Raw genomic sequence first — 25,339 nt, forward strand, 5'->3', positions numbered from 1 at the left:
AATTGTGAACGGGATGAGAGTACATCCTTGCGTCGTTTGCCTCAGATAACGGGGAACATTAAGAAAATACTAACCGCATACTTAACGGAATTACTCTAAAACCGCCGCCGAAAGTACACTTCAAGGTCGTGAAATAATAAGTAAAACTTGAGAAGGTTACAGATTGCTCAAAGATATGTTATAAATGATAAATGCAAAACGAAAGCTAATAAATATTGATATCGTTTATTAAACATTTTGCTTATAGTTTTCTGCTTTCTTTCGGGTAATAATATACAGAAATTGTAAGGATTACAAGAATCTTTGATTCAGACTCCTGCGTCAGATAATTCATTGTGATTTTTGAAGGTCGAATACAACCCTCGATATCGCTTATTATATCTGATTCTGATAAATGAGACAAGTATGCAATATGCACAAACTTTTTAACCCTCTTTACCTCTATAATAAAATTTTATGATTCTTTTACCATCTATCGTTTTGTTTCGTCGCAAAGAACATAAGCGTGCTTCGCACACTCTTGCAATCAGAAACTTCGATAGCACAGCTTTTACTCTGCTCGCTTTGCTGCACATCTCTTTTTTTACTAGGAACATTTTCCTATTAAAAAACAAAGGTGCACTTTACATACTCTCACGGCCAAATACTTTGGCCGCACAGCTTTTGCTCCGTGCTTAGCTGCACATCCTTATTTTGTATAAAGAACTGTTAATTAAAAAAGGTAAAATCATAAAAACAAAAGCACTTTTCTATTAAAAAAGAAGTCTGCAGAACCACTATAAAACAATTACCAGCAGTCCTACATCCCTCTCTTATTCTTAAAAAAACTTTGCAATTACAAACCTCATAACCTTGCCAATTTTATGTACAATTTCACGACCTTACGAAGGCTTTCTTCGGTGGATTAGGTTTCGGTTCTTTTAGAGAGCGGCTTGCATTTTCTTAAGGAAACCTCAGGAACCCAGGGAAAACGCTACAAGGATGCAGCGTTTAGGCAGCATAGTACATGGATGTACTTTGCTGCCGGCCCGGCCATCTCTACATTACTTATGGTTTCCTTTAGAAAATACAGCCGCGAACGGCGGAACCGAAACCTAATCCACCGAAGAAAGCCTTTCACAACCCACCAATACTATACATAAAATCTCCCCACCCCAACCACTACGAAAACAAACGCGAAATATCATTAAACAGCACAAACACCATAAGTATCATAAGCGCCGCCATTCCCGCCAAATGTACTATTCCTTCTTTTTCCGGCGGAACCGGCTTCCCTCTGACCGCTTCTATTAAAAGAAATACCAGTCTTCCCCCATCTAACGCCGGAAAAGGAAGAAGGTTTAAAATACCTAAATTAACAGAAAGAAGAATCGCAATATTCATCATAGAAAATACGACAGAGCCAATTCCATAAGGCTTTACTTCCTCATAGGTATCTCCTACTATCTGCGCGATTCCCACAGGGCCTGCCATATCATCCTTCGTTACCTGTCCCGTAAACAGCATCCCCAAGCTCTTGAAGGTAGCCCTTACCCAATATTCCAGCTCATAATAGCTATATTGGAACACTTGCAGGGCATTGCATTTAAAATACTCCCCCGCTCCTGTTAAGCCGATGTAATAACGACCTGCCGCGCTATCATAAATAGGCGTAAGCGTAACACTATATTTCTCTCCGCCACGCACAAAATCAATGTTTAAATCTTCCCCATGATTCAACGCAGAAATGAGATTAACCTGCCTATATAAATGAATTTTTTCTCCGTTTATCTTCGTGATAAGGTCTCCGGACTCCATTCCCGCCGCCTGCGCTGCTCCACCCGGAGTAATCTCCTGAATTATCGGTCTGTCAGAACCGGTGAACGCCACGATGACGAGAGCCAGAAGAAACGCTAAAAGAAAATTGAATAGCGGCCCTGCCACAACCGAAGAAATTCTGGCCCAAACGCTTGCTGATAAGAAAGAGCCTTCATCTTTTTCTCCGTTTTCCGACTTCAATCCATCTTCGCCGTCGAAAATGCACGCTCCACCTATAGGAAAAATCTTCAGACTGTAAACCGTTTCTCCCTTTTTAAAGTGAAACAGCGTCGGTCCCATGCCAATCGCAAACTCCAGCACTCTGATTCCATTCTTTTTGGCCAACAAAAAGTGGCCCAGTTCATGAGATATTACGATGACACCAAAAATGATTAAAAATAAAATTATAGTTATCGTCAATTTACCACCTGCTTTATAAATTCATAAGTTTCTGCCTCTGCCTGAAGTATCTCTTCCACCTTAGGATTCTCGATGGGCTTATGCTGTTCCATGGAGGCTGCTATCAGTTCGGGGATTTGCATGAACCCTATTTTACGGTCCAGAAACAGGCTGACAGCTTTTTCGTTCGCCGCATTGTATACTGTAGGCATGCTGCCGCCGCGATTTGCCGCGTCGAATGCCAGCTTCAGTCCCTGAAAAGTTTCCAAGTCCGGTTTTTCGAAGGTAAGTTGCTTTAAGTCGAAAAAGTTTACCCTTTTTCCGTCCATAGGCCGTCTGTCCGGATAAAAAAGCGCATAGGCAATCGGAAGCTTCATATCCGGTGTGCCCAGCTGGGCCATTACTGCGCCGTCGGCATATTCCACCATGGAATGGATGATGCTCTGAGGATGGACTACTACCTCGATTTGAGAAAGCTCGGCACCGAAGAGCCACTTGGCTTCTATCACTTCCAAGCCTTTATTTACCATGGTTGAGGAATCTATGGTAATTTTTCTTCCCATTGCCCAGTTAGGATGCTTCAAGGCGTCCTCCACCTTCATATCATTTAGCTGTTCCTTCGTCTTCCCTCGAAAAGGGCCTCCGGAGGCCGTTAATAATATTTTGCTCACACGTTTTTTATTTTCGCCGTTCATAGATTGGAAGATTGCGCTGTGCTCGCTGTCCACCGGAAGGATATCCACATGATGCTCTGCCGCTAACGGCATAATAATGTGCCCTGCTGTCACCAGCGTCTCCTTGTTCGCTAACGCGATAGTCTTTCCATTTTCTATCGCCGCTATAGTGGGCCTAATACCAATCATTCCCACAATTGCGGTAACCAATACATCCGATTCCTCCATGACAGCTATCTGGAGAAGTCCCTCCATACCGCTAAGTACTTTTACCGGAGTGTCCGCAACCCTTATCTTCAATTCCTCGCAGGCCGTCTCACTCCACATTACGGCTATGGAAGGGGAAAATTCCCGAATCTGTTTTTCCATCAATTCCACGTTACTGCCGGCAGCTAAAGCCACTACCTGCAAATCTTCATTGCTTCTTACGATTTCCAAAGTCTGCGTTCCGATGGAACCTGTGGACCCTAAAATTGCTATCTTCTTCATCTTGTCAACCATGCCTCTTTTTTATCGTATCAAATACTTGTGAAAAATCTATGTTCCGCTACCTTCTACATCTGCTTTATCAAGAGCACAGCCAAAGCATATATCATCGGTGCGGTAAAGATAACGCTGTCGAAGCGGTCCATGATTCCTCCATGTCCCGGAATCAGATGGCCATAGTCCTTAATCTCATGATTTCTCTTAATCGCGGAAGCTGCCAAATCTCCGATTTGGGATATAATTGCTCCCACCACACTGATGATAACAAATATCCAAGTGATTTCCTGCCCCTCCACCACCTTTTCCACAATGAAATGTCCGTAGAGTCCCCCCACTAATGCAGAGCCTGCGATTCCTCCCACAGCCCCCTCCACCGATTTCTTCGGGCTTAGCTTCGGCGCCAGCTTATGCTTCCCAAAAAGCATTCCGCTTACATAAGCACAAGTGTCACATATCCATGAACTTACAAAAATCATCCATACGATATACACGCCGTTAGGAAGTTCTCTCGTCAAATAAATAAAGGAAAACATTACCGGAGCATATACGAAACCAAAAAACGCGGACATAATTTCCTGCGCATGATACTTCGGAAAAGAAAATACGTATACAAACATATATGCCACAAGCACGAATAAAATACAAAGTAACTGGAATACCGCATCTTTCGTAAATACAACCGCTCCATAATAGCATATGATTCCGGCATATCCTACTGTCAAAGGAGCATTGATTCTCTGTCCCTCCACACATACATTACAAGCCCTGCATAATTCATAGTAGGCCACAAGGGATATGAATAAGAGAATAGCGGCCAACAGATAGCTTCCCTGAAAAAGAGTGGCGAGCGCGATAATAACGAGCACCGCACTGCTGAATAAACGTGTCATAAACATACATCATTCCTCCTTAAGCAAGCCATATCGTCTGTCTCTCATAGTATATGCTTCGACGGCTTTTACCAATTCTTCTTTTGTGAAATCCGGCCACGCGACAGGTGTAAAATAAAGCTCCGTATAGGCCAGCTGCCATAACAAAAAGTTGGAAATCCTCTGCTCATTGCAGGTGCGGATCAATAGATCCGGTTCGGGAAGCTCCTTCGTATCCAGTGCTTCATTTATTGTTGTTTCTCCTATATCCTGCGGCTTAAGTGTCCCGCTTTGCACCTCGAGGGCGATTTCTCTTACCGCCCGCAGGATTTCATCCCTGCCGCCATAATTGAGCGCTATCTGAAAATGCAGACCATCGTTATCTTTTGTCGCTTGCTCCAACTCGTCAATCCTCTTTCGGATATCTACGTCCAGTCTCGACTTTTCGCCCAGAATCCTGACGCACATTCTATTTTTCTCCGCAGTTCTTAAGCATGTCTTCAAATAATTGCGCAGAAGCTTCATCAGTGCGTCCACTTCATCCTTAGGCCGGTTCCAGTTCTCCGTGGAAAAGGCGTACACTGTCAGGTATTGTATTCCCATTTTATAAGCTTCCTCACAAATGATTTCCACCGCCTTAGCACCCTGAACGTGCCCGTAATTTCTGGGCATTCCTTTACTCTTCGCCCAGCGTCCGTTTCCATCCAGAATAATCGCTACATGTTTTGGAATTTTCAAATCCGTCTGATTCTTGTTTTCCTGCATTTCCTACTCCCATTTCCTCTCACGAATGTTCTTTCATAATAAGAGTGTTTTTCTCGTGATACGAACCCTTTTCTCGCGATACCGACAAAAGGGACAATACGATTTCTATCGACTGTCCCTCTTTATTTTATATTATTATACTTTAAGGATTTCTTTGGTTTTTTCATCGATCAGCTTATCGATATCTTTTATGAACTTATCTGTCATCTTCTGCAGTTCATCCTCGAGCTGTTTTACCTCGTCCTCTGAAACGTCGCCTTTTCCTAACTTCTTGAAGGCTTCGTTGCCATCTCTTCTAATATTGCGAATTGCGACCTTACCGTCCTCGCCCTTTTTCTTAACATCCTTTACCAGCTCTTTTCTGCGTTCCTCCGTAAGCTCAGGGAAAACGAGACGGATGCTTATGCCGTCATTGCTCGGCGTAATTCCTACGTCGGAAGCCATGATCGCCTTTTCAATATTTTTAATCAGAGACTTTTCCCATGGAGCAATCTGAATAATTCTCGGTTCGGGAACCGTAATGTTACCAACCTGCTGAATCGGTGTAGGCGTTCCGTAATAGTCCACCCTGATTTTATCTAACACATGGGGATTCGCCCGTCCTGCACGAATGGAAGCATAGTCAGCTTCTAAAAATTCGAATGCCTTTTTCATTTTCGCATCATAAGTTTGTAATCTCTCGTTCATATGTTAACCTCCATGAATGATTCTGTCGTTTCTGCTATCTCTATTATTTCTATCTATACCGTTACCTTTGTTCCGTCAAAATTTCCCTTTACAGTATTTACGATACTGTTTTCCTCATTGAGCCCAAATACCCACATAGGCATCTTATTATCTCTCGCTAAAATAGAAGCGGTCATATCCACTACCTGAAGGTTCTTGGCTATTACCTCGTCGATAGTCACTTCCTTATACTTTTTCGCATTCGGGTTCTTCCTCGGATCGTCATCATAAACGCCATCCACCGCCTTAGCAAGCAGAATGACCTCCGCTTCCACCTCTACCGCGCGAAGAACCACTCCCGTATCGGTAGAGAAATAAGGATGCCCCGTTCCTCCTGCGAAGAACACTACCTTTCCTTGTGAAAAATATTTATCCGCCCTGTCCTTCGAAAAAAGCTTGGTAAAGGAACTGCATTCAAAAGGTGTAAGTATCTCCGTCTTCATTCCGGCAGAACGGAAAATCTCGGAGGTATATATACAGTTCATTACCGTAGCCAGCATGCCTATCTGGTCAGCTTTTGTACGGTCAATATTTTCACTGGAACGTCCCCTCCAGAAATTTCCTCCTCCGATTACGATTCCTACCTGAATACCGTCCTCCACAAGCTGCTTCACCTGGAAAGCCACTTTTCTGATCGTATCTTCATCAAACCCTGTTTTCTTATCGCCGGCAAGCGCTTCACCACTGAGTTTTAATAAAATTTTCTTCATATTATTTTTTCCCTTTATTGAATTCTTCGAAGAAGTTCGCCGGATTTATATCGGAATAGCACTGCGAACACATACCTTCGATAACCGCTCCGTTGTTGATCTGCACCGATTTCGAGCGGATATTGCCCATGATAATTGCCGAAGAATCCAAAAGCACAGGACCTTGCACATCGATGTCTCCCTTTACTGCCCCCGCGATTACCGCGCTGGTCGCAAAAATGTTACCGATAATGACAGAACTGTTTCCTATCTTGACGCTTCCCTGACTGTTGATTTCCCCCGTCACCTTGGCATTTTCCGCATAAACCTCCGAAGCCCTGGAATCGCCTTGTATGCATCCCGTAACATTCAGCTTTCCGAGCACGTCTATATTACCGATGACCGTTCCGATCAAGTCCATGGAGCCTTCCGAAGAAACATCGCCTCTTACTATCATTCCTGCGGTTATTACAGCTACTTCATCCGACACTTTTTTCTCCGTCGTGTCCGGCTCTGGCGTATGATAATTTACCGTATCCGGCTTTTGTTGGATATCCGACGATTCGCTTAAATCCGTCATGCCAAACTGCCCTTTCGAATTCTCCGCTCCGGTCTGTGCATTCATATTTTCCGGCTTGACAGGCTCATCCGGAGCCTTTCCATCCGCCGGCATCAGCTCGTTCACAGCCTGCGATAAATCATCTTTTAAATCCGTAAAAAAACCCATACCATTCTCCTCCATCTGTTCCGGATACTTCTTTCGTCATTGCTTTACACAATTCTAATACATTGTATCACATCTATTCTTTAGTGGAAAGAGAGAAAATGAAAAAAGAATACCGAAGCCTGAACTGCAACTACCTAAGCATACGGAAGTCTTATAAGCATCTCGGTGCCTTCTCCCTGCACACTGTCGATATCCAGGCTTCCCCCTATTTTCTCAAGTCCACCTACTACAGCATCGAGCCCGATTCCTCTTCCTGAATATTCCGTCACCTTCTCCTTTGTAGTAAAGCCCGGACAAGTGAGGAACCGGTAGATTTCCTTATCCGTATATCCCGCAATATCCTTGGATACAAGCCCCTTTCGGCTTGCTTTGTCGAATATTCTCCTCTTATCGATTCCTCTCCCGTCATCTCTTACAAAAATTGAGAGGATACCGTCATTTAACTTCGCTTCTATAGAAATCCTTCCTTTTTCCGACTTCCCCGCCTGCAAGCGTTCGTCCCGGCCTTCAATTCCATGATCAGCCGCATTGCGCACAAGATGGATCAGCGAATCGGAGATGCACACGATAGTTTTTCTATCTACCTCCAGACTCCCGCCCGAAACATTTAACTCTATCTGCTTATCCATCTTTCTGGAAACGTCGTATACAATCCGGTTCATCCTGCGGAATGTTCCTGCAAGTGAGGTCTTTCTCATCTGGGTTACCGTATCCTCCAACTCATCGGTTATCTTTAGAAGCTTTTCTCTCATTTCCTGCCAGTCGGACTCTTCCGGCGTATTTTTTTCCGCCTCCAGCAGGCTTTCCACAAGCCTCGTCAGCCTATCCAGCTTTCCTTCGCTGACACCTATGATAGCTTCTCCCTTTTCCACACTGTGTTTGATTACATAATCGCCCGGAATCGGTTCAGGCTCCGCTCCCAGATCGATGATGGAAGGCAGCTTATCCGAGCGCTCTTCAGCAGGAGCTATATAGAACTGGCTTGGTTCCACATATACATTTTCAGGAGGAAACTCCCCTCCTTCCTCCCATATTTTCGCCTTCCATTTCAGCAAAAACGCATCGATGTACTTTATGATTTTCTCTGGATCTCCATCTGGATTTCTCACTTCCTTGATCTTTGTCAGCTCTTCTTCAATGAAATCCGATACCATAAAAATATATTCTTTCAGCTCCTTTGCGGCTACCCCTTCCGAATAAGTCTCCCTTAAGTAATAGAAAATATCCTCCAGCTTGTGTGCCGCAGCCGCTATATTGTCGTACATCATAATACCGGAAGTCCCTTTTATCGTATGCACAATTCGGAAAATTTCCTGAACGCTTTCTTCATCCAGAAATTCTTCATTCTTTTCCAGAAGGACTATCGTCTCCATCTGTTCCAGCAATTGAAAACTTTCATATAAATACATGTCGAGCATTCCATCGGAACCATAGCTCCCTTCCATTGTCTTCCTCCTCTAGTAAGAATGTTCTATGTAATCAAACCTATTTTCTTCAAAAGAAGCGCAAATTTCTCCGTATCGATAGGTTTCCCGGAATAAGCAGTACAGTTCAAATCAAAAGCCTTCTTCACATTCTTTTCCTCATTCAGCGCCGTGGTCATGATGATCTTAACTGCTTTATCCTCTTTTATCCCTTTTTCCATTTCAATTTTTCTTATTTCATAAAGCGCCTGATAGCCATCCATTTCCGGCATCATAACGTCCAGACAAATGAGCTGATAGGGGTCACCCTCCGCAAGCCCCATCTGAAAAGCCTCCAATGCCTCTATCCCGTTTACCGTAATATCACAGTCTCCGTAACGGCTTAAGTATTTGTACATAAACTTTCTGCTGGCAAAATCGTCTTCCGCTAATAGTATCTTCATCGTTTCCCTCTCTTCTACTCCAATAGGCTGTAAATCTTGTGCGCTATATCGCATAAGGGCAATTGGTATCTCACCGCGCCGATGTCATACGCCACTTTGGGCATTCCATATACCACGCTGGTGGCCTCATCTTGTCCTATCGTGACAGCACCGCAGTTTTTCATCGCTTTCATGCCCCTGGAGCCATCACCGCCCATCCCCGTCAGTATGACACCGATGGAATCTGCGCCTGCTGTCTTCGCCACCGAATCGAACAGCATGTCTACCGATGGACAGTGTCCGCTGACTTTTTCCTCTTTCTTACATTCCACGAAATATTCTGAGCCGAATTTCACAAGACGCATCTGATAACCACCCGGAGCGATGAGCACTTGTCCCCTTTTTACCATGTCTCCATCCTGCGCTTCCTTTACCTCCACCTCACACTGGTTGTTCATTCTATCAGCATACATCTGCGTAAATCCCGCCGGCATATGCTGAACAATAACCACTCCCGGAATATCGTTATGAAATTGTTTAATGATATCATGAATGGCCTCAGTCCCTCCGGTAGAAGCTCCAATAGCTATAATGCAGTTACTATTACTCAGCCTGTCCCGTCTCACGAGCCTGCTCATTTCCGTGCGGCGCAGCTTTCTCACATCCACGGAGGAGGCAATTTTCACCTTCGTAATCAGCTCCTGTCTTATGAAATCATTGACAGTGCCCCTCGACATGTTCACCGGCTTGTGGGCAAAGTCTACCGCTCCTGCCTCCATGGCATCGAATACCTTACCGTCCATACCGCTTAACATGATTACCGGCATCGGATACTGAGGCATTAGCTTTCGCAGAAATTCAATCCCGTTCATCTTAGGCATTTCAATATCGAGAGTCATAACATCCGGCTTGCACTGAGGGATGATGTCCTTTGCCTCAAAGGGGTCCCCCGCCACACCCACTACCTCTATGTTTGGATCTTCCTTCAGTCCTTGTACCAAAAGATTCCGAAATACAATGGAATCCTCAACAACCAATACTTTTATCTGACGCATAGCATTTCCTTCCTTCTGCCTGAAAATATGTGATGCCGCCATTTAATTATGGCGCAGCTGCTTATGTATCTTCATAAATATATCCACAATATCCGGATCGAAATAAATTCCTTTGCACTCACCGATAATCTGAAGGCTTTCCTCTAATGTATAAGCAATTTTATAGCATCGTTCGCCGGTCAGCGTGTCGAAAATATCGATGAGAGAAACGATTCTGGCAGAAAGAGGAATATCCTTTCCCTTAAGACCTTCGGGGTAGCCGCTGCCATCCCATCTCTCATGATGGTACTTAGCAATATTGATCGCCATCGGAAGGAAATCATTCTTCTCCGCATTCTCATAAATTTCCTCCAATATATGGGCGCCGATTTCCGCATGCTGCTTTATAATCTTGCGTTCTTCATAATTGAGCTGCCCGGGTTTTAAGAGCACCTCGTCGGGGGTCTGTATTTTCCCAATATCGTGAAGCATAGCCGCAACGCCTATCTTTTCTACGAACGCCGCCGTAATTTCCTTTTCAAAAAGGGGGCTGAATTGAAGGCTCTGAGCTAATATCCGGCTATTATGCCTGATGTTTTCCAAATGATTGGTTATGGAATTGTCTCTTCCCTCTGTAATCTTGGCAAGGGCATACAGTATATTCTTCTGCTCCGACTCTATCCGCTTCAACTGCTCGTTAACCAGACAGTTCAGCTTATAATTATAAGCTTTCATTTCCTCCTGAAGCTTATACATCTTCAGATGATTCTCAATCCGCATAGTAACCTCTAAAGGTTCGAAGGGCTTTACGATAAAATCTACCGCTCCTGCCTTAAAGCCTCTGATCTTGCTTTCACTGGAATCCATGGCTGAAATGAATATGACCGGAATGTCTCTTGTCTGCTTATTTCTCTTCAATATCTCGCATACCTCGTAACCGTTCATCTCCGGCATGGCAATATCCATCAAAATTACATGCGGGGGGGACGTTCTGGCAATTTGCAGCGCTTCCTTCCCATTAGCAGCTAAAAGCGGCTCATAACCCATGCCCTTTATGATTTCTTCCAAAAAAAGAACATTTATCTTTAAATCGTCCACTACGAGTATATGAGGAATTTCCTGACTTTTTATTTCAAAATCCATAGTCCATCTCTCCGGTTTTCTCCAAAAGCAATCGTTTTAAATCTTCATGGAGCATCATGCTCTTATCGTAGTCTTCTTTTCTGACCGCCATTTCCAGCTTAAGCGCAGCCCTCTTCACATCCGTGCCTGCCCTTTTAAGCAGCTTAGACAGCTCTCCTGCCCAGAATTCCGCTTTTTCCCATGAGCCCAGCTCAATGCAGAGCACTAATTTCTCCATTCGACTCGCCAGCTCATTTTTGTTTTCCTCCGAACCGAAACGATAATATTCCTCGACTTGTTTATACTGCATTTCCTCACTGTACTGTCCGAGAAATTGCTTGACTTCTTTTTTATATTCCGCCCTGTCGTCTGTCATTTCCACCGTATGGAGGCGTATCGAAAAGGAGAAATTACTTCCCCGCCCTTTCTCGCTCTGCAAATATATCTTGCCGTTCATAAGCTCCACCAACTCCTTGCTAATGGTAAGCCCAAGACCCGTTCCACCGTATCTTCTCGTTATGGACGTGTCCACCTGAGAGAAGCTTTGGAATAAACGATCCTGCTCCTCTTTTGAAATACCGATCCCGGAATCCACTACCATGAAAAAGAGTTCTATTTCATCGCTGAACCTAAGCGTTACTGCAACCTCAATACGGATAAAGCCGGCAGACGTAAACTTCACCGCATTGGACAACAGATTATTCAATATTTGTGTCAGGCGAAGCTCGTCACCAATCATCACCTGCGGAACACTTTCTTCAACGTTCAACGTCAGCTTAAGCCCCTTTTCATTCACCGTCGCAAGATTCGCCGATACAATATTTTCCATCATCTCACGCAAATCGAACTTACGATTTTCCAGTTCGAACTTGCCCGACTGCAATTTCGAAAAGTCCAGAATATTATTGATGATAGAGGACATATTACTGCAACAATGCTCTATGATGTGTAAGGTCCGTCTTTGTTCCGTTGTAAGATATGTATCCTTTAGATTTTCCACATGTCCTCTGATTCCATTCACCGGTGTCCTCAGCTCATGAGTAATATTGGCGACAAATTCGTTCTTAACCTCCATTGCCTGAGAAGCTACCGCCTTAATACGGGATACCTCGTTCGCCATCTCCCGATTGACTTCCATATCCAGAGCGAACAAGAAATATATGTCGGCTTCGCTGTCATATTCTATATGAATCCTGGCGCCAAAGCAGGTACCGTTACTCCGGTAAACCGCCGTTTCTTTCCTGCTCTTCAGACATTCCATCACCACCGCTACATCGCTTTCGATCTCGAATTCCTTCCGCAGCACCTCTGCGATATTGATACCGTACAGACGCTCCCCATATCCCAGTTCCTCTCCAGCTGCCTTGTTATATTTTAAGATACTTCCGTCGCGACTGAACATTATAATGATTTCCAGCGCTTCCTGCATGAGAATTTCTATCATTCGCTTTTGTTCCATGTATATCCCGCCCTCTCCCGCACTTACTGTTACTATTTTACCAGACAAGATATTAAAAAAACAGCCCTTCTTTCGAAAAGCTGCCTTTTTCATATTAATATGACAAATTAATATATTTATTTTGTTCCGTTAACGTGCGCCCTTATCGTAAGGAATTCCGGAAGCCTTCGGAGCCTGTGAATTTCTCGAGGTAAAGATGAGCACTATGAGAGTCGCAATATAAGGGATCATCTTATAAAGATAGCTGGGTATGCCCAACCCTTCCAAAAACGGGATTCCGGAATAAGCAGCCGCTACCGCCTTCATAAGGCCGAAGAACAAGGAGGCCCATAGAATCTTCACCGGCTTCCACTGTCCGAATATGAGTACCGCCAATGCTAAGAATCCATATCCCGATACCGTAGCATTGAAGTTCGTGGAAGTAGGAACCACGAACACCAGTCCACCCAAGCCGCCCAATGCTCCCGACAAAACAACGCCGGCATATTGCATTCTATACACGTTGATACCAGCCGCATCCGCTGCCTGAGGATGCTCTCCGCAGGCGCGAAGCCTGAGCCCGAACCTCGTCTTATACAAGACAAGCGCCGATATACCGAACACTATAAAACCCAGATAAGTAGTGATATATGTGTTCTTGAAAAACAAATCTCCGATTACCGGTATATCTCCCAAAAGAGGCACCTTAGCAACACGGAAAGTATTGGAAAATTGAACCTGCTGTACGCCCTGAATAACTCTTGCTACGAAAATAGCGAAGGCTGGTGCAAAAAGGTTAAGAGCTGTACCGCTGATGGTCTGGTCCGCCTTCATATTGATTGCGGCATAGGCATGAAATAACGCAAATATCGCCCCGGTCACCATAGATACGATAACGGCAATCAATAACTGCCCCTGCCCGCTCATGCTGCCTCCCGTCAAGTTGAGAAAAAGAATTCCCGTAAATGCCCCCATCGTCATAATTCCTTCCAAAGCGATGTTGACAACGCCGCTCCTCTCGGAAAACATACCGCCCAGAGCCACCACCAGAAGAGGAATCATAAAGAACATTGTCTGCTGGAAAATAAAATATACTACACTCATTCTCCCTTACCTCCCTTTCTCTCACTCTTCGCTTGTCTGCGTCGCGCTGTCTTAGCCATGAAGGACTTTACGATCAAAGCAAAGGCGCTGAAATAAATGATAACGGCTACAATAATATCTATAATCTCCGTGGAAAACTCATATAGCTGCAAATAAAAACCTCCCGCGGTCAGATAGGCGATGAAAATTCCCGCGAACAAAACACCGATAGGATGGCTGAGTCCTAACAGGGCTACTGAAATTCCGGTAAAGCCCTCTGATGCCAATACATCCACGACCTCGATATGTTTGCCGGTGCCGGCCAGGTACAAAAGTCCTCCCGCAAGTCCCGAGATCATTCCGGCTATCATCATGGAGAAAACAATACTCTTCTTTTCATCGATACCCGCATAACGACTCGCTTCTCTGTTAAAACCAACCGCACGCAGTTCAAAACCGAAAGCAGTTTTATTTAAAACGAGGTAAATAATTAATACGACCAAAATAGCGATTATAATACCCCCATTTACACTGGAACCGGGAAATAACTTGTCCATTCCCATTTTGGGTATCTGAGCACTTACCGCTACATTCTTAGACTCATTTCGCATGCTGTTGAACAGCACCTTGTTCGCCTTTACGCTCCAATTGACCGCATACATACCTATATAGTTCATCATAATGGATGCAATTACTTCGTTTACATTGAAAAATGCCTTTAACAAGCCGGGAACAATGCCCCATATCGCGCCGCACACAGCGCTGACCAGTACCGCCACAATCCAGTGAACGGACCCCAAAGAGGTGAATACAATCCCTACATACACCGCTCCAAAAGCTCCTGCAATAAACTGCCCCGGTGTTCCGATATTGAAAAGCCCGGTCTTAAATGCGAACCCCACGGATAAACCGGTGAGAATAATCGGCGTGGCATAATAGAATACCTGCCCCACTCCCTTAAGTCCATGAGTGAATGCTCCCGTCAAAATGGTTAAAAACCCCGGAACTGCCTGGGAAGCATTGCAAAACAGTAATACGATAAACCCGAACAAAAGTCCGATGGTGATTGCAAATACCGAAGATATCGGTCCGGTCAGATTAATATTTCTCTTCTTTTTCATTACATCCCCGCCTCCTCTTCTTTTACCTGCTTTTTAGAACCCGACATATAAAGTCCCAATTCCTGAACCGTAATTTTCTTCGGATCCAGCTCCGCCACGATGCTTCCCTCAAATATGACGAGAATTCTATCGCTCAGGTTCATAACTTCATCAAGCTCCAAAGAAACTAATAAAATGCCTGCCCCCTCATCTCTTTGCTTGACCAGCTGCTTATGGATATATTCGATCGCCCCCACGTCCAGACCTCTTGTAGGCTGTACCGCCAAGAGCAGATCAGGACCTCGTCCAATTTCTCTGGCTACGATGGCCTTCTGCTGATTGCCTCCCGACATACTTCTGACAATTGTTGCCGTTCCTTCTCCGCTTCGGATATCGTACTGCTCGATCAGCTTATCCGCATATTCATATATTTTCTCGTTTTTAAGGAAGCCGGCCGTTTGAAATTCCGGCTGAAAATATTGCTGTAAAATAAGGTTGTAAGCCAGATTATAATCAAGCACCAGGCCGTGCTTATGTCTATCTTCCGGGATATGTGAAAGGCCATGGGTGTTTTTATAGCGAATGCTCTTGTTCGTCACGTCCTCGCCGTTTATCATTAACTTGCCTTCACTCATGCGCTCGATACCGGAAATCGCATAAACTAACTCCGACTGACCGTTACCATCGATTCCGGCGATGCACACGATTTCACCTTTGCGCACCTCGAAGCTCACATCGCTTACCAAGTCCTTCGTATGGCCTTCCTTTTGGGTCTTAACCGACAAGCGCTCTACGGAAAGCGCTACCTCCTTCGGCTTCGCAGGCTGCTTATCGATAGTCAGATTTACCTTACGTCCTACCATCATCTCGGACATCATCTCCTTGTCCGTATCCGCCACATCGATAGTGCCTATATATTTGCCCCGGCGCAGCACTGTACAACGGTCCGCCACCGCTTTTATTTCATTTAATTTATGGGTAATGAAAAGGATAGATTTCCCTTCCTTCGTCAGATTTTTCATGATGACCATCAGCTCATCGATTTCCTGAGGAGTGAGTACCGCCGTAGGTTCGTCGAATATCATGATTTCATTATTGCGGTAAAGCATCTTCAGTATCTCCACCCTTTGCTGCATTCCCACGGTTATGTCGGAAATAAGAGCATCAGGCTCGATGAACAGATTATATTTTTCGCTCAGCTCCACTACCTTCTTGCGGGCATCTTCCATGCGGAGGATACCACCCTTCACAGTCTCAATGCCGAGCACAATATTTTGAAGTACCGTAAAATTATGCACTAGTTTAAAGTGCTGATGTACCATACCAATTCCCAGGGCGTTTGCATCCAATGGCCCCTTTATTTTAACCTCTTGCCCCTTTACCTTGATAATCCCTTTTTCCGGCTGATACATACCGAAAAGCACGCTCATCAAGGTAGACTTTCCCGCACCGTTTTCTCCAAGCAGTGCGTGTATCTCGCCTTTTTTCAATTGCAGGGTAATATTGTCGTTAGCAATAATCCCCGGAAACTCCTTCGTGATCCCCATCATCTCAATTACATAGTCCATATGTTTTCCCTCATCCATTCCTTCTGAATATTTCTATCTAAAATCAGATTGTTCATATGGCCGGTCTAACCAGTATACTGGTAGAAAAAGGGTGCTTATTCTGATAAGCACCCTTTTGGCTATTAACTTAAATTTCCTTTAAATATCGCAACACTTAAGTTTATTCAACAAAGGTAACCTTTGCCGAAGATAAAGTAAGGTCTGCTGTCGTCGTATCGGATACATCATTACTAATCGTAATGGAACCGTCTACAAGACTTGCAACAATTGCATCATAGTCGGCCTGTGTGAAGTTGGTAAATTTGGAAGTATCCATAGGAAGTCCGATACCATCGTTCTCTGCGGAGAAAACAGTTGTGGAACCACCCGGGAAGCTGCCGTCATAGAAAGCCTTGATTCCGTCATATACGGAAACAGAAAGCTTCTTCATAGCGGAAGAAATTACCGTGTCGGATTCAAAGGACTGATCTACGTCAACGCCGATTACTTTAGCATTAGCTTCCTCTGCCGCCGCCATTACGGAGTTACCTACCGCACCGCCGCAGCCGAAGATAACTTCGGTTCCGTTCTGATACCAGGAAGCTGCCATAGCCTGCGCTTCCGGAGTAGCTGCGAACGCGCCCGTGTAATGGTACATGATGTCTACCTTAACGCCCATCTCAGTAGCAGCTGCATCAGCGCCCTGAACAAAGCCATAACCATAACGAACTACTGCCGGAACAGCCATACCGCCCATGAAACCGAGCTTCGTCATTCCGTCCTTTACAGCCGCATAGCCTGCCAGATAACCCGGCTGGTCTTCCTGGAATAAAATAGCCATAGTGTTGCTTGCTGTCACGTAGTCGGAGTAATCCTCATTGTGAGGTTCGCCGTCCAACAGAATAAAGGTTACGTCGGGATACTGCTCCTGCGCAAGGTAAACAGGTGTTTCAAATAAATATCCGGGACATACAACAAGCTTCGCTCCGCCTTCGATTGCAAGACCGATGGTCTCTACATAGGAATCTGTGGTAGCTTCCTGAGGCTGGTAATACTTGTAAGTAACGCCCGCTTCCTCTGCATACTGGGTAAGACCTTCCCATGCACCCTGATTGAAAGACTTGTCATCAATCGTTCCAAGGTCTGTTACCAATGCGAGCTCATAACCGCCTGCCGATTCCTCGGTTGCAGTTTCAGTCGTTTCTTCGGCCACTTCCGCCGGCTCTGCAGTTTCTGTTGTCTCGGTCGTCTCCGCTTCAGCCGCAGGGGCTGTCTGAGTACTTCCGCATGCAGCTAACGAAAGAACCATTGCTCCTGTAAGAAGCATAGCCAATACTTTCTTCTTCATAATAAAACTTTCCTCCTTGTTTTTGAAATATATTTTCTATTATTTCAATACAAATATTCTAACATGCTTTACATGACAACGTCAATGAGAGCTTAAGCTTATTTAAGCAGTTTCTTACGTATTTGCAATAATAATTGATTCTACCGCATCCGCTAAATCTTCACAGCAGTCACATACCGTTTCGAAAGAACGATAAATCTCTCTCCAGGCCATTACCGTATAAGGATCTGCATTCTCTATGGAAAGCTTTCTTATGTCCTGGATATAAAGGTCGTCGCCTTTTTCTTCCAGACGGTTGAGTTCAATAATATGATCCATGATTTTTTTGGATTTCTTATAATCGTGCAGTTCTCCCAAAAGGCCCTCTGCCGCATCGCAGCAGCTGGAAATAAGCTCTGCGAAGGGAACCACATCCTGTCTCAGCTCCTTAATATTCCATGTATATAAATTGATAATGATATCTTCGATGGAATCGGTTACGTTATCGATGCAGTTGCTTATTTTTACGATATCATCACGGTCGATAGGAGTTATGAACGCCTTCACGATTTCCCTCGTCATCTCATGCTTCTTCGAATCGCCCATATGTTCAATCTCATGAATCGCAGCTACATCCTCTTCGATAACGCTGTGATTATAATTTTTTATAATATCCTGCAGCTTATCGGCCGCCATTTTAGAAACACGGATACTCTCCAAAAAATTCTGAAAATAAAAACTGTCTTTTGCCTTTGCCACTTTAAATCCTCCTTTTGTAATCAACCGAACAAACTAAAAATTTTCACTGCTGCATATGCGATAAGACCGCACCCCGGGAATGTCAGTATCCATGTGAATACCATCTCTTTCACCACTCCCAGATTAATTGCCGATAACCTTTGGGTAGCACCTACACCCATGATCGAGGTGGTCTTCGTGTGGGTGGTGCTGACCGGAATACCGGTGAGTGATGCCAACAACAAACAAAATGCCGCGCCCAAATCGGCGGAAAAGCCCTGATAGGTATTCAACTTTACCATATCCATACCTACCGACTTTATGATCTTATAGCCTCCAAGAGAGGTCCCAAGAGCCATTAATGAAGAACAAAGTATCATCATCCAGATGGGAAGCTGCACATTTCCCGTAGTCTCACTTCCGTTTGCCAGAAAAATGCCGAGCATCAATACCCCCATAAATTTCTGACCGTCCTGCGCGCCATGCATGAACGACATAGCCGCTCCTCCGAATACCTGCGCCCCCTGAAAAAAGCCTACTGTTTTTCTTCTGTCAGCCTTCCTGAATAAAAACTCTGTCAGCTTTGTGCATATAAAACCACTGAAAAATCCAAGCATGGTGGAAAGCACAAGTCCATAAATAACCTTCATCCATTCGGAGCCGTTAATGCCTCCGATCCCGCCATGCAATGCGATGGCCGCTCCCGATAAGCCGGCAATCAATGCATGACTTTCGCTGGTCGGTATGCCGAAATACCATGCTGCTACTGCCCAAATGATAATCGCAAATAGCGAAGCACACAGTGCAAGAATGGCCTCGTCCGTAGCTCCGTCGAAATTGACCATGTTTTTAATCGTCATGGCCACTGTGGAATTAATGAGGGTCATAACAAATACCCCACAGAAATTAAACACCGCGGACATCATAATCGCTGCCCGGGGAGGTATGGCGCGTGTCGCGATACATGTTGCGATTGCGTTCGGAGCATCTGTCCATCCGTTTACAAATACCACACCGCAGGTTAAAATAACGGTAATTAAAAGTACAGGGTTTTGTACGACCTGCGAAATGAAGTCAACAATGTTCATATTACTTCTCCTTATCAAGCTGTATCTGTTGTTATAATTCCCCTAAACAAGCATACAATATTCAGCAAAAAACTACTGCTAAAATCAAAGTACCACGTTTACTAGAATATCACAAGCCGGCAAATGTATCAACAAAATATTCAAAATTCAGCCAATTAAATCTAAATTTTTATACTCTATTGCCTATAGATCAGCTTTGATAAACGACCGGGATAAACCAAAAGCACCGCCATATCTTAGAATTGTAATCTCAGGCGATGCTTTTCACATTTTATCAGTATTTTATTTACTCCGCTTCAGGGTACTCGTTGCAAAGAAGTCTGTAAGGGGCCTCGTCCTCTTCAATAGCCGGGAAACGCCCTACCGGGGGATTGAATCTGTTATCGGTATTGTCATCATTGCACATAGACACTTCTCCGATCAGAACATCTCCGGTCCCGGACTTCACATCGAAGTCATGATACTGGTGAGGCCAAAGAGTAATGCTTTCCCCGGGTCTAAGCTCCACGCCGGTTCCAGCCGGAACATAGTAAGAACGTCCGTCAGAATTTACACATACGTCGGTATCCGAAAGCTCCTCCTTATCATCGCTGTTGTATACATGAATAATGAGGGTTCCTCCGCCTCTGTTAATGATATCCTCCGATTTCTTCCAATGGAAGTGCATGGGGGAATGCTGGCCTTCCTTGAGCATCAGCAGCTTCTCCGCATACACCTTTTTATACTTCGGGTTATCCTGCCCGCCGTTCCTGAGCGTAATCAGAGCGAAACCTACCTTTTCCCAATTGCCGAGGCCGTAATCCGTTATATCCCAGCCCAGCATGTTGTCCCTTATTTCATCATATTCATGTCCCTTTTCCTTCCACTCCTCAGGTGTCCAGTCACAAAAGGGCGGAAGATGAAATCCGTTTTCTTTTACAAGCTTTTCCATCTCTTTGATGCGCTGATTGATTTCCGAACGTTTCATATCTTTCTTTCCTCCGTCTTCTCCTTTATATTCTTCAATATTTATCAACCGATATCGTAAATGCTGCGTACTCTCACACTCTTCGCCTTACCCGATAAAATGCGTACCCGCTTTTCTCCCGCTTCCATATCGAAATAATTATCGGACAGCACCCAGTCTTCCTCTTCATTCAGAAGCTCTACAGAAGCTGCATAAGCTTTGGCAGTTACAACGATTTCCTCTCCTTCTATACGGGCTGTAAGTTCGGGATCTGCATATTCATGGAACTTCGGCATGGAAAAAATCACGCTTCCCTCTGAAACCACTTCTCCTCCCTGTCCACACGTATAAAATACATGATCTCCGTACAGCCTTGCATGAGGCAAAACCTCTTTTTCCAACCACACACTGCTCAGCGCCGGAACATACACCTCCGCTTTCGTCTCTTTTCCAATGATATTAGAATACTTGTCTCTTAAGCTGTAGCATACGGTAACTTTTATATCCTCTCTCGTCTCGTTTGCTACGTTCAGATGAATACTCTTTTCCACATCGTATGGTCGTGCATTCGGATTGGGATTCTGGGTCAGGAGCCCTTCCTCGCAACAGGATATCATAACAGGAGCGAAAAAACGCTTTTCAAAGTAATGCAGTGCTTTCCATCGGCCAAAGTAATCGATAGAGGACCACGATGCCACCGGCCAGCAATCGTTAAGCTGCCATACGATAGCTCCCATACACTGTCCCCTGTGTCTTCTCCAATGCTCCACCGCATAACGCATCGCCTGCCCCTGCATCAACTGGGAGGCGTAAACCAGCAAAGAGAATTCCTTGGGATATTTGAAATATTGGGACATATAGACCATCATTTTGGCATATCCATTCTCACTTCTTTGATGCTTCTCCATCACGTATGAAAATACGTTCCTATCCTCCGGCAGCGTAAATGTCTCAATAGTCTTTAAGGATGGAAGAGATTCAAAGCCGAATTCCGACGCATAGCGGAAGTTATGCTTTCTATAATCAGGAAAGGGCTTGTAGCCATGCCATACCTGCCAGTAATGGGCATCTCCCCTCGTCTCATCCTGCGGCGCGTCAAAATCTCCTCCCGAGGATGGGCTGGAGGGCCAGTAGAAGGTGTCCGGGTCCACTCTTTTCACTATCTTAGGAATGACATAGCTGTACATCCGCGTATAGTCTCCGCGAAGTCTGGGCGTCTCTGTGTAGCCGCACAGTATCATATCCTCCATTTCATTGTTTCCGCACCAAAGCCCGAGACAGGCATGATGACGGATTCTTCGGACGTTCTGTTCTATTTCATGGGAAATATTTTCCTCGAACTCCTCCGTAAGAAGATACGTAGAGCAGGCAAACATAAAATCCTGCCATATGATAATTCCCAGTTCATCGCAGGCCTCATAGAACCAGTCGTCGGGATAATATGCGCCGCCCCATACGCGAAGAGCATTGTAATTGGCAAGGGCGCATTGCTCCAGAAGCTTCCTCGTCTTCTCCTCTCTGATTCTTGGCAGAAGCGAGTCCTCGGGGATATAGTCTGCTCCCATAGCAAATATATCAACTCCGTTCACTTCATGAACAAAGCTCTCTCCCCACTGATCCTTTTCCAGACGCATTTTCATCGTCCGAAGGCCAATGCGGCGTTCCCAGATATCCTCCGTCTTTCCATCTATTACAGCCTCTACTTTTACTGTATAAAGATCCTGCTTTCCATATCCTCGGGGCCACCAAAGTGAAGGATTATGGACTTCCGTTTCCTTTGGTGAATCCTCCAATACGACACATTCTCCATGAGGGGAAATGAGCGTGACGCGATAACTGCTTTCTGCATCCTTCCACACCTCCATGTCCACATGAAAGGAAATCCATACTTTGCCATCTTCATGTTTCTGTCGCAGATGCACGTCCGAAAGCCTTCCATTTTTTCCTCCAAGCAGGGTAACCTGCCTGAAAATCCCCATATCGGGAAGTTTAGGTGCCCAATCCCAACCGGACATACAGCTTGACTTGCGAAGGAAAGGGAAACCATCCAGCGTATCCGTATTACATGGAATCGCTCCGTGCAGGGCAATCTGCTCCTCCATATAGCGCGTAGGAGAATACAAACGCACTTCCAGCAGGTTTCCCTTTTCCTTCAGTATATTTTCTAAGGGAAATTCCCAAGCTCTATGCATGTTGAAGGTCTTTCCCAAGAAAACTCCGTTTAAGTATATTTCCGCCAGCGTATCTATTCCTCCAAAGTTAAGCCACTGTTTCCCACAGGAAAGCAGCTCCTCCTCGGCGTCAAAGGCAAGCCTGTATACATAATCCTTTTCCGACAGAGGCAGGGCCTCTTTCTCATTGTCCCTGTAAAAGGGGTCCTCTATTTCTCCATGGGAAAGCAAGTCCGAATACACGGAAAAGGGGACCTGCGTATCCAAAAGCTTGCCGCTCCATAATAGCTGCCAGCCAGTCGTTAATTGTTGTTTCTTCATTCCTTATCTCCAATCTCAAGGATATCCTATCCCGAATATTCTATCCCGGATGATATATCCCGAACATTTTATCCTGGATATGTTATCCAAATTCGATATCCCCGCTCCATAAGTCCTTTTTGCCGTCTCTTAGCATTATACGAGCCCTGCCGGGATCTATCCCGTATTTCATTTCCCTGTTCCAGCTAAAAAATGCTTCTTTTCCCAAGTGAATCCTCGCCCGTACTTTCTTCCCCGGCGCAAGTCTCCGCTTATCGAAGGCAATCAGTTCCTTAGCTCTCGGTATAACGCTTCCTTCGAAATGGGTTACAAAAACCATCGGCACTCCCCATACAGCGTATTCTTCATCGTTTTTCATATCAAATTCCAGTACCATATCACCGCATTTATAAGCTCCATCCGACTGTAATTTGAAGTTCGAATACTTTACGTCCCCGTATCCAAGCCCATAGCCGAAGGAAAAAAGCGGCCCATCCTCTCCGTCGCAATAATGCATGGCTTCATAGGAGTTTCTATAATTGTAATATGCCGGAAGTCTCTCCGCTCCACGGGGAATGGAAACCGGCAGCCTTCCCGAAGGCGAGACTTCACCGAACAAAAGCCCTGCAAGCGCCCTTCCTCCTTCTGTTCCGGGATAGAACGCGTACATAAGGGCATCCGTTTCCCCTATAATTCCCTGAAGATCATAGGGTCTTCCTGCAATCACAACTGTTACCGTCTTTCTCGCTGCCCGGTATACGGCTTGCGCAAGCAAAAGCTGCTCTTTCGGAAGCTTGAGAGAGGATAGATCTACGCCTTCGCCGCAATCCATCTTCGCCTTCTTTGTCCGGTCAGTTATGACTGCGCCGTTTTTATCAAACTGTGCTTGCCCGAAACGGCTGGAAGAACCGCCAAGCACCAACAGCGTCACATCGCTTTCCTGCGCCGCTTTTATCGCCTGAAAGAGCAGTCCGTCACGGCCGGAATGCTGTTCTCCACAATATGAAAGCTGTTCTTTCCTGTCCTCTTCGCCGCAGCCTTTGCATACTGTGACGTGCATCTTTCCATTTCTTTCTGCAAACTGCAGGATTCCCTCCGCAATATTCGAACCCACTCCAGACCGCAGTGGCGGAGTGTAATCTCCCAACTGGCTGTAAATGTCCAACGCATTAGGACCAATTACTGCCAGACTGTTTATCTTGTCTTCATTAAGAGGAAGGATACTGCCTTTATTTTTCAGTAAAACTACCGACTCCTCGGCAAGATGCCGGTTTTCCATACAAGCAGAGAAATCGAACCTCCTTTTTTCCTGTTCCAGATAAGGATGCTCGAACAGCCCTTTTTCGAACTTTAGAGTCAGTACTTTAAGCACCGCCTCGTCCAATCTCTTTTCCTCTGCCAGTCCACTGTGTATCGCCTTTTCTAACAAAGCAAAGCCATCGTCCCACAAGGATATATCCACACCGCTCATAAGGGCGGATGCGCCGGAGCGCACTGTATCGCCGGTAAGCATATTCAATCTGTCAACGGCAAAACCGTCCGCCATGACAATGCCGTTGAAACCCATTTCCTCCCGCAGCACCTTTTTTAACAGCCAGTCATTGGCATGACATGGGATTCCATCGATTTCATTATAGGCGGCCATAATTCCCACCATTTTTTCTTTCACGCCGGCTTTCGCCGCAGACAGATGGATTTCCCGAAGCTCTCTCTCACCGATGCGTGCCGCGCTGGCATTCACTCCTCCGGTAGTCTCTCCCTGGGCCGCGAAATGCTTCGCCACCACACCTACTCCCTCCGCCTGTACGCCTCTCACCACTGCCGCCGCCATAACCGAGGCAAGATAAGGGTCTTCGCCAAAGCACTCCTCACTACGTCCCCATCTGGGATCCCTAAGTACATCCAGCATGGAAATGAGCGCAAGATCCACCCCCATTTCTTTCATCTGCCTGCCGCAGATATGATATGCCGCCTCCACCAGCGCCGGATGAAAGGTAGCCCCCATCGCCAGATTGACAGGAAGCAAGTATCCATCCAAAGCCTGATGTCCATGAGGACATTCGCTGGATAAGAGCACAGGAATCCCGAAACGGGAATGAGCTATGACATATTCCTGCATTAGATTATAGGCTTTGATTGCCGTTTCTCCAAAAAGTCCATTTTCATAATCTTTTCCAGACCAGGGATCGGCCCGGTACAGCCCGTAAAGTGCTCCCAGCCCTCCCCACAGCTCCACCTCCCGCTTGAATTCATCGGAAAGCTCCACGTCTTCCCCACTGCGGAGGTAGGCGTTAAATCCGTAAAGCCGTTGATTTAGCTGTCCAACCTTTTCCCTCAGAGTCAGCCTGCTTAGCAAATCCAGCGCTCTCTCCTTCGCGGGGCGTGATGCTTCTTCATAGATATAGACCTCTTGTCCGGCCTGAAATATCTTGTCCTCCTGCACCATAATACCACGCCTTTCTCATAG

21 protein-coding genes are annotated in these 25,339 nt (G+C 45.4%); all 21 read right to left on the bottom strand.

Annotation, left to right across the window (positions count from 1 at the left end; all coding sequences use genetic code 11):
- Nucleotides 1-1,161: 1,161 nt before the first annotated feature.
- Nucleotides 1,162-2,217: an RIP metalloprotease RseP gene (rseP, locus tag CC90_RS0107745; RefSeq protein ID WP_330373202.1), complete on the bottom strand. Its 1,056-nt coding sequence runs from the start codon at nucleotides 2,215-2,217 to the stop codon at nucleotides 1,162-1,164.
- The gene (gene dxr, locus CC90_RS0107750; protein ID WP_031390224.1) at nucleotides 2,214-3,359 is read right to left on the bottom strand and encodes a 1-deoxy-D-xylulose-5-phosphate reductoisomerase; all 1,146 of its coding nucleotides are present in this window, start codon (nucleotides 3,357-3,359) and stop codon (nucleotides 2,214-2,216) included. The genes rseP and dxr overlap by 4 nt, the downstream gene beginning before the upstream one ends.
- Before the next feature lie 65 nt (nucleotides 3,360-3,424).
- The gene (locus CC90_RS0107755; protein ID WP_031390225.1) at nucleotides 3,425-4,252 is read right to left on the bottom strand and encodes a phosphatidate cytidylyltransferase; all 828 of its coding nucleotides are present in this window, start codon (nucleotides 4,250-4,252) and stop codon (nucleotides 3,425-3,427) included.
- A 3-nt stretch (nucleotides 4,253-4,255) separates the two neighbouring features.
- Entirely contained in the window at nucleotides 4,256-4,990 is a 735-nt protein-coding gene (locus tag CC90_RS0107760) for an isoprenyl transferase (RefSeq protein WP_081905906.1), read from the bottom strand.
- Nucleotides 4,991-5,125: 135 nt separating this feature from the next.
- Nucleotides 5,126-5,677 (bottom strand): ribosome recycling factor, encoded by a 552-nt coding sequence (gene frr, locus CC90_RS0107765; RefSeq protein WP_031390227.1) that lies wholly within the window; start codon nucleotides 5,675-5,677, stop codon nucleotides 5,126-5,128.
- Nucleotides 5,678-5,730: 53 nt separating this feature from the next.
- Entirely contained in the window at nucleotides 5,731-6,426 is a 696-nt protein-coding gene (gene pyrH / locus CC90_RS0107770; protein WP_031390228.1) for a UMP kinase, read from the bottom strand.
- Between the two features lies 1 nt (nucleotide 6,427).
- Entirely contained in the window at nucleotides 6,428-7,132 is a 705-nt protein-coding gene (locus CC90_RS0107775) for a polymer-forming cytoskeletal protein (RefSeq protein WP_031390229.1), read from the bottom strand.
- 134 nt (nucleotides 7,133-7,266) lie between these two features.
- A complete protein-coding gene (locus CC90_RS23000) occupies nucleotides 7,267-8,577 on the bottom strand; it encodes a chemotaxis protein CheA (protein WP_031390230.1) in 1,311 nt (436 codons plus the stop codon).
- A 26-nt stretch (nucleotides 8,578-8,603) separates the two neighbouring features.
- A complete protein-coding gene (locus CC90_RS0107785) occupies nucleotides 8,604-8,999 on the bottom strand; it encodes a response regulator (RefSeq protein WP_031390231.1) in 396 nt (131 codons plus the stop codon).
- 14 nt (nucleotides 9,000-9,013) lie between these two features.
- Nucleotides 9,014-10,033: a protein-glutamate methylesterase/protein-glutamine glutaminase gene (locus CC90_RS0107790; RefSeq protein WP_031390232.1), complete on the bottom strand. Its 1,020-nt coding sequence runs from the start codon at nucleotides 10,031-10,033 to the stop codon at nucleotides 9,014-9,016.
- Between the two features lie 42 nt (nucleotides 10,034-10,075).
- Nucleotides 10,076-11,155, bottom strand: a complete 1,080-nt coding sequence (locus CC90_RS0107795; protein WP_031390233.1) for an HD-GYP domain-containing protein — start codon at nucleotides 11,153-11,155, stop codon at nucleotides 10,076-10,078.
- A complete protein-coding gene (locus CC90_RS22225) occupies nucleotides 11,145-12,593 on the bottom strand; it encodes an ATP-binding protein (protein WP_035315508.1) in 1,449 nt (482 codons plus the stop codon). Before CC90_RS22225 ends, CC90_RS0107795 begins: the two co-directional genes overlap by 11 nt.
- A gap of 129 nt (nucleotides 12,594-12,722) precedes the next feature.
- Nucleotides 12,723-13,676 (bottom strand): ABC transporter permease, encoded by a 954-nt coding sequence (locus CC90_RS0107805; protein ID WP_031390235.1) that lies wholly within the window; start codon nucleotides 13,674-13,676, stop codon nucleotides 12,723-12,725.
- Nucleotides 13,673-14,776, bottom strand: a complete 1,104-nt coding sequence (locus CC90_RS0107810; protein ID WP_031390236.1) for an ABC transporter permease — start codon at nucleotides 14,774-14,776, stop codon at nucleotides 13,673-13,675. The genes CC90_RS0107805 and CC90_RS0107810 overlap by 4 nt, the downstream gene beginning before the upstream one ends.
- Complete coding sequence (locus CC90_RS0107815; RefSeq protein WP_108702616.1) at nucleotides 14,776-16,323, bottom strand: ABC transporter ATP-binding protein; 1,548 nt, start codon at nucleotides 16,321-16,323, stop codon at nucleotides 14,776-14,778. Before CC90_RS0107815 ends, CC90_RS0107810 begins: the two co-directional genes overlap by 1 nt.
- A 160-nt stretch (nucleotides 16,324-16,483) precedes the next feature.
- Complete coding sequence (locus tag CC90_RS0107820; RefSeq protein WP_031390238.1) at nucleotides 16,484-17,650, bottom strand: BMP family lipoprotein; 1,167 nt, start codon at nucleotides 17,648-17,650, stop codon at nucleotides 16,484-16,486.
- A 114-nt stretch (nucleotides 17,651-17,764) separates the two neighbouring features.
- Nucleotides 17,765-18,388 (bottom strand): DUF47 domain-containing protein, encoded by a 624-nt coding sequence (locus CC90_RS0107825; protein ID WP_031390239.1) that lies wholly within the window; start codon nucleotides 18,386-18,388, stop codon nucleotides 17,765-17,767.
- 20 nt (nucleotides 18,389-18,408) lie between these two features.
- Nucleotides 18,409-19,455, bottom strand: a complete 1,047-nt coding sequence (locus CC90_RS0107830; protein WP_031390240.1) for an inorganic phosphate transporter — start codon at nucleotides 19,453-19,455, stop codon at nucleotides 18,409-18,411.
- A 286-nt stretch (nucleotides 19,456-19,741) separates the two neighbouring features.
- Nucleotides 19,742-20,422 carry a D-lyxose/D-mannose family sugar isomerase gene (locus tag CC90_RS0107835; protein WP_031390241.1) on the bottom strand — a complete coding sequence of 227 codons (681 nt, stop codon included), beginning with the start codon at nucleotides 20,420-20,422 and terminating at the stop codon, nucleotides 19,742-19,744.
- Between the two features lie 44 nt (nucleotides 20,423-20,466).
- Nucleotides 20,467-22,893 carry a beta-mannosidase gene (locus CC90_RS0107840; RefSeq protein ID WP_031390242.1) on the bottom strand — a complete coding sequence of 809 codons (2,427 nt, stop codon included), beginning with the start codon at nucleotides 22,891-22,893 and terminating at the stop codon, nucleotides 20,467-20,469.
- Nucleotides 22,894-22,975: 82 nt separating this feature from the next.
- Nucleotides 22,976-25,318, bottom strand: coding sequence for a beta-glucosidase family protein (locus CC90_RS0107845; RefSeq protein ID WP_081905907.1), 2,343 nt, complete (start codon nucleotides 25,316-25,318; stop codon nucleotides 22,976-22,978).
- Between the last annotated feature and the right edge of the window lie 21 nt (nucleotides 25,319-25,339).

Source organism: Kineothrix alysoides (assembly GCF_000732725.1).
Taxonomy (GTDB): domain Bacteria; phylum Bacillota; class Clostridia; order Lachnospirales; family Lachnospiraceae; genus Kineothrix; species Kineothrix alysoides.

Excerpts from the sequence above, each read along its gene's own strand:
- dxr (WP_031390224.1), bottom strand. The coding sequence starts at position 3,359 with ATGAAGAAGATAGCAATTTTAGGGTCCACAGGTTCCATCGGAACGCAG.
- CC90_RS0107755 (WP_031390225.1), bottom strand. The coding sequence starts at position 4,252 with ATGTTTATGACACGTTTATTCAGCAGTGCGGTGCTCGTTATTATCGCG.
- CC90_RS0107760 (WP_081905906.1), bottom strand. The coding sequence starts at position 4,990 with ATGCAGGAAAACAAGAATCAGACGGATTTGAAAATTCCAAAACATGTA.
- frr (WP_031390227.1), bottom strand. The coding sequence starts at position 5,677 with ATGAACGAGAGATTACAAACTTATGATGCGAAAATGAAAAAGGCATTC.
- pyrH (WP_031390228.1), bottom strand. The coding sequence starts at position 6,426 with ATGAAGAAAATTTTATTAAAACTCAGTGGTGAAGCGCTTGCCGGCGAT.
- CC90_RS0107775 (WP_031390229.1), bottom strand. The coding sequence starts at position 7,132 with ATGGGTTTTTTTACGGATTTAAAAGATGATTTATCGCAGGCTGTGAAC.
- CC90_RS23000 (WP_031390230.1), bottom strand. The coding sequence starts at position 8,577 with ATGGAAGGGAGCTATGGTTCCGATGGAATGCTCGACATGTATTTATAT.
- CC90_RS0107785 (WP_031390231.1), bottom strand. The coding sequence starts at position 8,999 with ATGAAGATACTATTAGCGGAAGACGATTTTGCCAGCAGAAAGTTTATG.
- CC90_RS0107790 (WP_031390232.1), bottom strand. The coding sequence starts at position 10,033 with ATGCGTCAGATAAAAGTATTGGTTGTTGAGGATTCCATTGTATTTCGG.
- CC90_RS0107795 (WP_031390233.1), bottom strand. The coding sequence starts at position 11,155 with ATGGATTTTGAAATAAAAAGTCAGGAAATTCCTCATATACTCGTAGTG.
- CC90_RS22225 (WP_035315508.1), bottom strand. The coding sequence starts at position 12,593 with ATGGAACAAAAGCGAATGATAGAAATTCTCATGCAGGAAGCGCTGGAA.
- CC90_RS0107805 (WP_031390235.1), bottom strand. The coding sequence starts at position 13,676 with ATGAGTGTAGTATATTTTATTTTCCAGCAGACAATGTTCTTTATGATT.
- CC90_RS0107810 (WP_031390236.1), bottom strand. The coding sequence starts at position 14,776 with ATGAAAAAGAAGAGAAATATTAATCTGACCGGACCGATATCTTCGGTA.
- CC90_RS0107815 (WP_108702616.1), bottom strand. The coding sequence starts at position 16,323 with ATGGACTATGTAATTGAGATGATGGGGATCACGAAGGAGTTTCCGGGG.
- CC90_RS0107820 (WP_031390238.1), bottom strand. The coding sequence starts at position 17,650 with ATGAAGAAGAAAGTATTGGCTATGCTTCTTACAGGAGCAATGGTTCTT.
- CC90_RS0107830 (WP_031390240.1), bottom strand. The coding sequence starts at position 19,455 with ATGAACATTGTTGACTTCATTTCGCAGGTCGTACAAAACCCTGTACTT.
- CC90_RS0107835 (WP_031390241.1), bottom strand. The coding sequence starts at position 20,422 with ATGAAACGTTCGGAAATCAATCAGCGCATCAAAGAGATGGAAAAGCTT.
- CC90_RS0107840 (WP_031390242.1), bottom strand. The coding sequence starts at position 22,893 with ATGAAGAAACAACAATTAACGACTGGCTGGCAGCTATTATGGAGCGGC.
- CC90_RS0107845 (WP_081905907.1), bottom strand. The coding sequence starts at position 25,318 with ATGGTGCAGGAGGACAAGATATTTCAGGCCGGACAAGAGGTCTATATC.